This window comes from Herbaspirillum sp. UBA812 (assembly GCF_002296545.1).
In the GTDB taxonomy this organism is placed as follows: domain Bacteria; phylum Pseudomonadota; class Gammaproteobacteria; order Burkholderiales; family Burkholderiaceae_D; genus Herbaspirillum; species Herbaspirillum huttiense.
This window is the reverse complement of sequence record NZ_DBIC01000128.1, coordinates 2996-12298: the sequence shown is the minus strand read 5'-3', so window position 1 is coordinate 12298 and position 9303 is coordinate 2996. Positions and strand designations below refer to the sequence as shown.

Sequence of the window (9303 nt, the reverse complement as noted above, 5' to 3'; positions counted from 1 at the left end):
CGCCGCGCATCACGCCGCCCTTGAGCTTGAAGTCATTGAAACCGTAACGCGCATAGGCCGCCTCGGCCAGGCGCACCACCGCCTCCGGCGTGAGCGCGGCTTCGTGGCGCAGGCGCAGCCAGTCATCGTCCGCATCCGCCGCGGCCAGATACGGCAGGGCAGTCTTGCGGCGATCGGCGACGTAGAACAGATACCCCAGCATCTCCACCTCATCGCGCTGCTGGCCCTCGCCCAGCAAGGCAGCCACGGGCACGTCGAGGAACTTGCCCAGCAGGTCCAGCAGGGCCGCCTCCAGCGCGGTCACGGCATGGATGGCGATGCGCAGGTCAAAGGTCTGCAGGCCGCGTCCGCCCACATCGCGGTCGGCGAAGGCGGTACGCGCACGATTGAGGATGGCCTGCACATTGCCGATGGACTGGCCCACCACCAGCGAGCGCGCATCGTCGAGCGTCTGGCGGATACCCTCCCCGCCCGGCACTTCGCCCACGCCGGTATTGCCGGCACTGTCGGTGAGGATGACGATATTGCGCGTGAAATACGGACCATGCGCCCCCGAGAGGTTCAAGAGCATGCTGTCATGCCCGGCCACCGGGATGACGCGCATGCCGGTCACGCGCGGCGCGCCCTTGTGCTGGGATGGCGACGACGTCGGGGACGATGCGGAAGCTGGGTTCTGGGTCATGGCGGGTTTTCTCCGGAAACGGAAACGATCAGACTGCAAATTGGTAGCGGTACCAAATTTGGATTGAATGAATGGTAGCGGTACCAATTTTGACTGTCAATGGGGAAGTGTTGATTGCCTCAAGGCATCAGCACATCAGGAAGGATGAGGAAAGATCAGGACAGATGAGGCGCTTCGGCGAAAACTCAGGCGCTGTCGCGCGCGATGATGGAGAAGCCGACATCGACAATACGCTCGCTGACCTCGCTGCCCGAGGCGCGTTCGATGATGAAGCGCGCGGCGCGCTGCCCGATGCCGGTGCCATCGATGCGCACCGTGGTCAGGCGTGGCTGCAGGTCGCGCGAGAATTCCAGATCGCCGAAACCGACCACGGCCAGTTGGCCGGGAATGGCGATGCCGCGGCTCTGCGCTTCGATCATCACGCCCAGCGCCAGCAAGTCGGAGCTGCAGAAGATGGCATCCAGATCAGGCTGCGCCTGCAGCAGTTCGGCCAAGCCTTGGCGGCCTTGCCCCAGCGTCGTCGGGGCGACGACGTGATACATGGGAACCTCTCCCCTGCCCTGCTGCATGCCCAGCGCCGCGCACTCCTGCGCGAAGGCGTTCATGCGCCGCTGGCTGCGCTCATCGCGTCCACCCACCACGGCCACCTTGCGGCGTCCGCGTGCGTGCAGGTAGCGCGCCACCTCGTGGCCGATGGCTTCGTGCGAGAAACCCACCAGCATGTCGATGGGAGTCGGGGTCAGGTCCCAGGTTTCCACCACCGGGATACCGCTGGCCAGCAGCCGCTTGCGCGCTTCTGCCGAACGCATGATGCCGGTCAGCACCACGCCATCGGGACGGCGGCCGATGATGGCTTCCAGCAGCGCATCTTCGCGCGAATTCTCGTAGCCGCTCTGGCCCAGCATGACCTGGTAGCCGGCCGCAGCCAGCGTTTCGGTCAAGGTATGGACGATTTCCTGGAACACCGGACCGATGACGGTCGGCACCACCACCGCCACCAGCCGGCTCTTGTTGGAGGCCAGTCCGCCGGCCAGCAGGTTGGGCACGTAGCCGGTTTTCTCGACCGCCTCACGCACCTTCTGCAAGACCTTGGGCGAGACTGCCGACGGCGTATTCAGGGCACGTGACGCAGTGATCGGTGCCACGCCCGCCAGCTGCGCCACATCGCGCAGCGTGATGCCACCGGCGCTCTTGCGGGCAGCACGGCGGCGCGGTTCGGCGCTGTCGTCGTCGCGCTCGGCGCTGGTGGGTTGCATCGGAGAATCGGGAGGAGGCATACGCTTTTCGGACATGGCGGCATTCTAGCATTGCGGCTGGTAGCGTTACCAAGCTGGCAAGCTGGGCGTCAGCTTTGGCAGTTGCCTCGGACAGCGTCTCGGAGAGCCGCAGTGAACGATGCGCATCGCCTCACCCGTCGCCGGGAAGAGCGAAGCAGACCGGCAAATGCCGCGCAAGCATTATTGACCTGAATTCAATAATGATTTGTCCGTGTGGCACTTCAAGCGACAAGGGAATTGACCGATACTCAATCGCTCTGATCCTGATCGCCCCGGCAGCACTGGCCTGCCGGCCCTCATCATCAACGCAAAGGACAAGTCATGCACACCTCCACCCTCCCCGCCCTGGGCCTGGGCACCTTCCGTCTCAAGGACCAGCAGGTCATCGATTCGGTCCGCAACGGCCTGGACCTCGGCTATCGCCACATCGATACCGCGCAGATCTACGGCAACGAAACCGAAGTCGGCCAAGCCATCGCGGACAGCGGCGTGGCCCGCGATGAACTCTTCGTGACCACCAAGATCTGGACCGAGAACCTTGCCCGCGACAAGCTCCTCCCCAGCCTCAAGGAAAGCCTGCACAAGCTGCGCCTCGATCAGGTCGACCTGACGCTGATCCACTGGCCTTCCCCCCAGGATGAACTGCCGGTGGCCGACTACCTGCAGGCACTGGCGGAGGCCAAGGCACAGGGGCTCACGCGCCTGATCGGCATTTCCAACTTCACCATCGCGCACATGGAGCAGGCCATCGCCGCCGTCGGTGCGGAAGCCATTGCCACCAATCAGGTCGAGATCCATCCCTTCCTGCAGAACCGCAAGGTGATCGATTTTGCCCGTGCCAAGGGCATCCACCTGACAGCCTACATGCCGCTGGCGTATGGCAAGGTGATGGAGGACGCGACGCTGCTGGAGATCGCCGCCCGCCATGGAGTTTCGGCCGCACAAGTGGCGCTGGCCTGGTCGCTGCAGCAGGGCTTTGCGGTGATCCCCTCCTCGACCCGACGCGAGAACCTGGCCGCCAATCTGCAGGCGCAACAGTTGACGCTCTCCGAGGCGGAGATGCAGGCCATCGCTGCGCTGGACCGCGGCGAGCGGCTTGCCAATCCGGGATTTGCGCCGCAGTGGGATTGAACGCTGCCGCCCGCTGAATGCAGCGGCAGAGCGGATCAGGGCTTGCGCTGATCGCGGTTCTGCAACTGCAATTGCAGGCGCTCGATGGCACTGCCGACCGGGATGAAGAAGTTCATCCCGGCCAGTCCCTTGGCCCCCAGCCCGGCCACGGTGATGCCGATCACCTGGCCTGACTTGTCCAGCAAGGGACCGCCGCTGCTGCCCGGCAGGATCGCCACATCGCTCTGCAGGAAATCCAGATCGCGCACCTTGCGCACGCCACTGAGGATGCCGCGCGTGAGCGTGGTATTGAAGGCATCGCCCAGCGGTGAACCCAGCGCATACACATCCTCGCCGATGCCCGGCTCGCCCATGCGCAGCGGCATTGGCCGCACACCCGGCGCTTCGGTCTTGAGCAGCGCGATGTCACGCGCCGCATCCACCCGTACGACTTCAGCAAGCAGTTCTCGTCCGGTCGGCAGGCGCACCCGCACCGCGCGCGCCTGCCCGATCACATGCTGGTTGGTCAGCAGCCAGCCGGAACTGCCGATGTAGAAACCGGTACCGGAGCCGCGCTCGGTCAGCACCGTTACCACCGCCGAACGCAACTCCGGCATCACCCTGGCGATCTCGCCATTACCCCGTTCGGCGGGCTGGTTGTCGATGGCCAGCGGGCTGCCTGCCGGCATGGCCTCCGGTGCGCGCGCAACGTCGCTGCCGGCACCGCCAATTGCAGCCGCGGCCACGCTGTCATAGGGCGATTGCAGCGCCAGCGCAAAGCGCGGATCGGCCAGCAGATTGCGGACCGCCGCGCCGAAGGCTTCCATCGGAATCGGCGGCACGATGCCATCAAGACTGCGCTCACGCGAACGGAATACGCCTTCGCTCATGCCGCGATAGATCACCTTGCGCTGCTCCGGCGCGAACACCTGCCATTCCAGCCGGAGATAGGCCTCGCCGGTCCAGCTTTCGCCGCCCTTGGCGCAGAGATTGGTCTGGAACTGGCTGATGATCACGCCTACCTGGAGGTTGAAGTCGGCCGGCCGGGCGCGTTCCTGGGCAGCGTCTTGTTCCCGGAACAGCGGTTCGGCCGGGGACGCCGGCACCGGATAGCCGTGCTGCTGCAGCTCGCTGCGAAAGCGCAGGAACAGCGCATTGGTCGGCAACATCACTTCGGCACTGTTCTGGTTCCAGACGATCTCGTTCCTGCGGGTACAGAACAGCCCGCCCTGCAGCTGCCCGATGATCTGGTTGCCCTGGCTGCCCTGCTCGAAGCGGCGCTGCGCACGCGCCAGGTAGGCGGGCCGTGCGGCGGCTTGCGGCGGCATCAGCAGCGGGGTCTTGTCTTCGACGGCGGGCATGAGGGCTTCGGCGGCCTGCACGCCACGCATCAGGGAGAGAGTGCAAGCGAGCAGCGCGAGCTGAAGAGGCAGCCGCGCCAGACGGCGCTGCAGGAGTAGCCGGAGAGTCTTGTTCATCATCGAGCGAGGAAAATGGGCCAGCGCCCCGGCTGGCGAAAGAGCGCATTCTGGCATGCTGCCGACGGTCTCCGCGATTGTCCCAAATGCCCGATATAGGAAAAAAAGGCCAGCTTCCACAAGAAAGCTGGCCTTCTCCAAAAGACACAGGTGAAATGATTTACGCGCTGGCCGGTTGCGGCTGCGCTCCCGGATGTCCCTTGATGCGCAACACCAGCACCGCGCCGATCAGACAGGCCACGCCCATCATGATCGACGACAGCGTGTAATTGCCCAGCGTCGCCCGCATGTAGCCGGCCACCGTAGTGGCAGTAGCGGCTCCGAGCTGGTGTCCGGCCACGATCCAGCCGAACACGATGGGCGCGGCCAGGCGGCCGAAGACGTCATTGGCCAGGCGCACGGTCGGCGGCACGGTGGCGATCCAGTCCAGGCCATAGAAGATGGCGAAGATGGCCAGTCCGTAATACTGCAAGCCGAAGGCATACGGCAGGAAGATCAGCGCCAGTCCGCGCAGGCCGTAATACCAGAACAGCAGCACGCGCGGGTTGTAGCGGTCCGAGAGCCAGCCCGAGAGCGTGGTACCGACCAGGTCCAGCATGCCCATGGCCGCCAGGATGGAAGCGCCTTTGACTTCATTGATGCCGTAGTCATTGCACATGGCGATGAACTGCGTGCCGATGTAGCCATTGGTGGAGAGCCCGCAGACGAAGAAGCTCATGAACAGCAGCCAGAAGTCCGGCATGCGCACCGAAGTCCGCAGCGCATCCAAGGCGATGGCCAGCGGATTGCGCTTGGAGCGGCCATCATCGGCGGTCTCGCTGGTCTGGCCGACCATCTTCTGGCCGATGGCCGACGGGCCTTCCGGCAGCAGCAGCCACACCAGCGGAATGGCCAGCAGCGCCACCGCCGACACCAGGAAAGCCACCGAGCGCCAGCCGTAGCTGCCCACCATGGAGGCCATCAGCGGCAGGAACACCATCTGCCCGGTGGCCGCACTGGCGGTGAGCAAGCCCATGGCCAGGCCGCGCCGGGTCTCGAACCAGCGGCTGACGATGGTCGCGCCCAGGGTGTTGGCCGCCACGCCGGTACCGGCACCGACCAGCAAACCCCACGACAGCAGCATGTGCCAGGGCATGTGCATGAGGGTCGACAGGGCCGTGCCGCTGGCCAGCAGCACCAGCGCCCCCAGCACCACGCGGCGGATGCCGAAGCGCTGCATGGCTGCCGCCGAGAATGGGCCGATCAGGCCATACAAGGCGATGTTGACCGAGATCACCACCGAGATGGTGGAGCGGTTCCAGCCGAACTCCTGTTCCAGCGGCAGGATCATCACCGAAGGCGTGGCGCGGATGCCGGCCGAACACAGCAGCACGAGGAAGATCACGCCCACCACCACCCAGGCATAGTGGAAGCGGGGCGTGACGGCGTTGGCCAGCGATTGGGTCAGTTTGTTCATGGCGATCCTGTCGGGAGGGCAGTGCGAGCTTGTTGGATGGGTGGGAGCGAATCGTCGGGTGAAGCAAGGTTCATTGCACCTTCAAACCGGGCCTGCTGGCGCGTCAGGCGTCCTGCAGGCGGGCATAGGCATCTTCGATGAGGTCATTGAATTCGCGCGCGAGCTTGGGACCGAGACGGCGGTCGATCTCGTCCTGGGCACGCCGCCAGCGCGGCCGGGCTTCCTCCAGCTTGGCGCGGCCGGCGCGGGAGAGTTGCAGGGCGAAGGAGCGCTTGTCCAGCAGGGCATCGTCGGGCAGGTCGACGGTCTCGATCCAGCCGGCGGCCACCAGGGGTTTCAGGGTGCGGCTCAGGGTGCTGCGGTCCATGCCCATGTCCTGCGCCAGCACGATATTGGCGATCGGTCCCTTGCGGCCGATGCGGCTCAACAACGAATACTGGGTGATGCTCAGCTCGCTGTCCTGCAGGTGATGGTCATAGATGATGGTGATCCTGCGGGTGAGACGGCGCAGGGGGGCGCAGGTGCAGATGTCCTTGCTCATGGGCATTCCAGAAAGGGGGCAGGCGGCCGCCGGATAAACAAACTGACGGGGCCGGTTCTGCCGGTCCCGTCAGTTGCGATTAACTATGCATATGCATCGATGCGTATGCATAATAGGACCGGCTCAGCCGCAAGTCAAGCAGCCCTGCAAGGGCGGATGTCGCCGGCCGCCATGGCAAGGCAGCCGCGCGTCAAGCCAGGTTAAGCCCGTTGCGAATCGCCGAATCCACCGGACCGGCCGGCATGAAGCGGCGCAGTTTGGTCAACAGCGATGCCTGGCCCGGGGGCGTGTGGCGCATCTTCCAGCGCGGATCGAGCGCCGCCGCCACGATGGTGCGCGCCACCGTCTCGGCTACCGGCGCCTGGTGCACATGCCGCGACACTGCCGCTGCGGCGGCCGTACGTTGGGCCTCATAGGCGGCGATCTTCTTGCCCGCCTTGGGCGCATTCAAATCCAGGCTGGTGCGGGTATAGGCCGGCTCGACCAGCACCACGCGCACGCCAAACTGGCGGGTCTCGTGATCCAGGCTTTCCGACAGCCCCTCCACCGCATGCTTGGAAGCGGCATACAGTCCCATGTAAGGTGCCGGCAGGAAGCCCAGCACCGAACTGACGTTGACGATACGGCCGCTGCCCTGCTTGCGCATCTGCGGCAAGACCGCCTGGCTGGTGCGCAGCAAGCCCATCACGTTGACGTCGAAGAGCGCCTGCGCTTCGGCCACGGAAGTTTCCTCCACCGCCCCCACCAGCGACATGCCGGCATTGTTGACCAGGATGTCCACCCGCTGCTCACGCTCGATGACCTCCTGCACCGCCGCCGCCACCGAAGCACCATCGCGCACGTCCATCTCGATCAGGTTCACGCCGGCAATGGCAGCGGCGCCCTCCAGCTTGCGCACCGTGCCATAGACCACGTGGCCACGCGTGGCGAAGAGTTGCGCCGTTGCACGGCCAATACCCGATGACACGCCGGTGACGATCACCACCTTGTTGGGGGACATGTTATTGCTCCTTTTCTGGAATGAAGGGGCGCCGTGCCGTGCGCGCCGGAAAAATTAAGAGTTCAGATAACCCCTATAAATAGATTACAATCGAACTCTAACTTGCGCAAGCAGTTTTCGCAGAGAGGAGTTCATCCCATGAAGAAGAGCAGGCAGGAAACCGAAGAGTCGCGCAAGCGCATCCTCTCGGCCGCTACCCGCATGTTCCTGGCCGATGGCCTGGCGCAGACCGGGATCGCCAGCATCATGCAGGCGGCCGGGCTGACCCAGGGCGGCTTCTACCGGCATTTCCGTTCCAAGGAACAACTCATCGTCGAAGCCAGCAAGGCCGCCAACGAGCACATGTTCGCGGCCTTCGCCCAGGCCGTGGCCGGCCGCACGCCGCAGCAGGCGCTGGTGCTGGCGGTGGACATGTATCTGGACCAGCTGAGCGGCCACGACTGCGACGGCATGTGCCCCCTGCCCAACCTGGGCAGCGAGTTGCGGCGGGCCGACCCGGTCGTGCGGGGCGCCGCCATGGCAGGCCACCAGCTTCTGGTGCAGTTCTACCAGAAGCTGGCCGAGCAGGCCGGTGCGGCCGAGCCCGCCGAACTGGGCGCGGCGCTGGTGACGGCCATGGTCGGCGCCATCATGCTGGCCCGGGTGGCCGTCAATCCCCAGACGCAAATGGCCATCCTGGCCAATTGCCGCAAGACCTTGCACGCCATGCTGGACACCCCCCGCCCAGGCATCTGAGGCCTTGCCGCCACACCCGTTGTATCCCCCGCAATCAGCGCGGCAGAAACGGCTTGAATTTTTTAGAGTTCACTGATACTCTATTTTTAGAGGTTAGATGAACTCTAAGATTCGCTGACCCAGTCAGCCCCTCAACGCTCGCTCCTTTCTCCGAGGCTTCCATGCACACCCTGCTCTCGCGCCTGCCCCGGCGCACCGTCATCAGCGCCACGCTCCTGCTCTCCCTGGCCGCTTGCGGCCATCCACCGCCGCCGGCGGACACCGTGGCCAAGGTGGCCTGGGTCACCGTGCAAGCGGCCGGCAGCGAGCGCGTCAGCTTTACCGGCGTGGTCCACGCCCGCACCGAAAGCAACCTGGGATTCCGGGTAGCCGGCAAGATCGTCGAACGCCTGGTCGACCCCGGCCAGACCGTCCGCCGTGGCCAGCCCCTGATGCGCATCGATGCCGTCGATTACGATCTGGCCCTGGCGGCCGCCCGTTCTGCGGTCGAAGCCGCCCAGGCGCGCCAGGTGCAGGCCGTGGCCGAGGAAGCGCGCCTGCGCAAGCTGCTGGAACATGGCGCCATCTCCACCCAGGCCTATGAACAGGCCAAGGCCGCCGCCGACGCCGCCGTGGCCCAGACCCGCGCCGAAGCCGCCCGCGCCCGCGAAACCGAAAACCAGCGCGATTACGCCGTACTGAAGGCCGACATGGATGGCGTGGTGCTGGCCGTGCCTGCCGATGTGGGCCAGGTGGTCGCCGCCGGCCAGACGGTGGTCTCGCTGGCGCGCAATGGCGCGCGCGAAGCCCAGGTCTACCTGCCCGAACAGGAACTGGACGTGGCCCGCCGCAGCGCCACCGCCACCCTCTTCAGCGAGCCCGGCCAAAGCGCGCCGGCCACCCTGCGCGAACTGGCGGCCGTGGCCGATGCCCAAACCCGCACCTACCTGGCGCGCTACACCCTGGGCGGCAGCGCCGCCCGTGCACCGCTGGGCGCTACCGTCACCATCCATGTCGCCGCGCCCGCCGCAGAGGGCGTGCGCCT

The 9303-nt window shown here is 65.6% G+C and carries 8 protein-coding genes and 1 pseudogene; 3 read left to right on the top strand and 6 right to left on the bottom strand.

All coding sequences use genetic code 11. The features are described 5' to 3' along the window. Both gudD and B3873_RS08140 read right to left on the bottom strand, forming a co-directional pair. Positions 1-682: pseudogene (gene gudD / locus B3873_RS08145) on the bottom strand (glucarate dehydratase); the annotation flags it as partial. A 185-nt stretch (positions 683-867) separates the two neighbouring features. Further along, positions 868-1938 (bottom strand): LacI family DNA-binding transcriptional regulator, encoded by a 1071-nt coding sequence (locus B3873_RS08140; RefSeq protein ID WP_209531996.1) that lies wholly within the window; start codon positions 1936-1938, stop codon positions 868-870. 342 nt (positions 1939-2280) lie between these two features. Between B3873_RS08140 and dkgB the strand changes: the two genes are divergently transcribed. Further along, on the top strand, positions 2281-3090 hold the full coding sequence (dkgB, locus tag B3873_RS08135) for a 2,5-didehydrogluconate reductase DkgB (protein WP_286865169.1): 810 nt from the start codon (positions 2281-2283) through the stop codon (positions 3088-3090). A gap of 35 nt (positions 3091-3125) precedes the next feature. On the opposite strand, the gene B3873_RS08130 is transcribed toward dkgB, so the two are convergent. The 4 genes from B3873_RS08130 to B3873_RS08115 all read right to left on the bottom strand — a co-directional run bounded on the left by B3873_RS08130 (position 3126) and on the right by B3873_RS08115 (position 7544). Further along, positions 3126-4430 (bottom strand): S1C family serine protease, encoded by a 1305-nt coding sequence (locus B3873_RS08130; protein ID WP_286865167.1) that lies wholly within the window; start codon positions 4428-4430, stop codon positions 3126-3128. Positions 4431-4707: 277 nt separating this feature from the next. Continuing rightward, positions 4708-6003: an MFS transporter gene (locus B3873_RS08125; protein ID WP_286865165.1), complete on the bottom strand. Its 1296-nt coding sequence runs from the start codon at positions 6001-6003 to the stop codon at positions 4708-4710. A 103-nt stretch (positions 6004-6106) separates the two neighbouring features. Then, on the bottom strand, positions 6107-6544 hold the full coding sequence (locus B3873_RS08120; RefSeq protein ID WP_209579479.1) for a MarR family winged helix-turn-helix transcriptional regulator: 438 nt from the start codon (positions 6542-6544) through the stop codon (positions 6107-6109). A gap of 190 nt (positions 6545-6734) precedes the next feature. Beyond that, a complete protein-coding gene (locus tag B3873_RS08115) occupies positions 6735-7544 on the bottom strand; it encodes an oxidoreductase (RefSeq protein WP_286865163.1) in 810 nt (269 codons plus the stop codon). Positions 7545-7682: 138 nt separating this feature from the next. Here B3873_RS08115 and B3873_RS08110 point away from each other — a divergent pair, with 138 nt between their 5' ends. Both B3873_RS08110 and B3873_RS08105 read left to right on the top strand, forming a co-directional pair. Next, complete coding sequence (locus tag B3873_RS08110; protein ID WP_286865162.1) at positions 7683-8279, top strand: TetR/AcrR family transcriptional regulator; 597 nt, start codon at positions 7683-7685, stop codon at positions 8277-8279. 161 nt (positions 8280-8440) lie between these two features. Beyond that, positions 8441-9303 (top strand): efflux RND transporter periplasmic adaptor subunit (locus B3873_RS08105; protein WP_286865161.1); only part of this gene is annotated, 863 nt, incomplete at its 3' end.

Coding starts and splice junctions, on each gene's coding strand:
- B3873_RS08110 (WP_286865162.1), top strand. CDS start 7,683: ATGAAGAAGAGCAGGCAGGAAACCGAAGAGTCGCGCAAGCGCATCCTC.
- B3873_RS08115 (WP_286865163.1), bottom strand. CDS start 7,544: ATGTCCCCCAACAAGGTGGTGATCGTCACCGGCGTGTCATCGGGTATT.
- dkgB (WP_286865169.1), top strand. CDS start 2,281: ATGCACACCTCCACCCTCCCCGCCCTGGGCCTGGGCACCTTCCGTCTC.
- B3873_RS08130 (WP_286865167.1), bottom strand. CDS start 4,430: ATGCCCGCCGTCGAAGACAAGACCCCGCTGCTGATGCCGCCGCAAGCC.
- B3873_RS08120 (WP_209579479.1), bottom strand. CDS start 6,544: ATGAGCAAGGACATCTGCACCTGCGCCCCCCTGCGCCGTCTCACCCGC.
- B3873_RS08140 (WP_209531996.1), bottom strand. CDS start 1,938: ATGCAACCCACCAGCGCCGAGCGCGACGACGACAGCGCCGAACCGCGC.
- B3873_RS08125 (WP_286865165.1), bottom strand. CDS start 6,003: ATGAACAAACTGACCCAATCGCTGGCCAACGCCGTCACGCCCCGCTTC.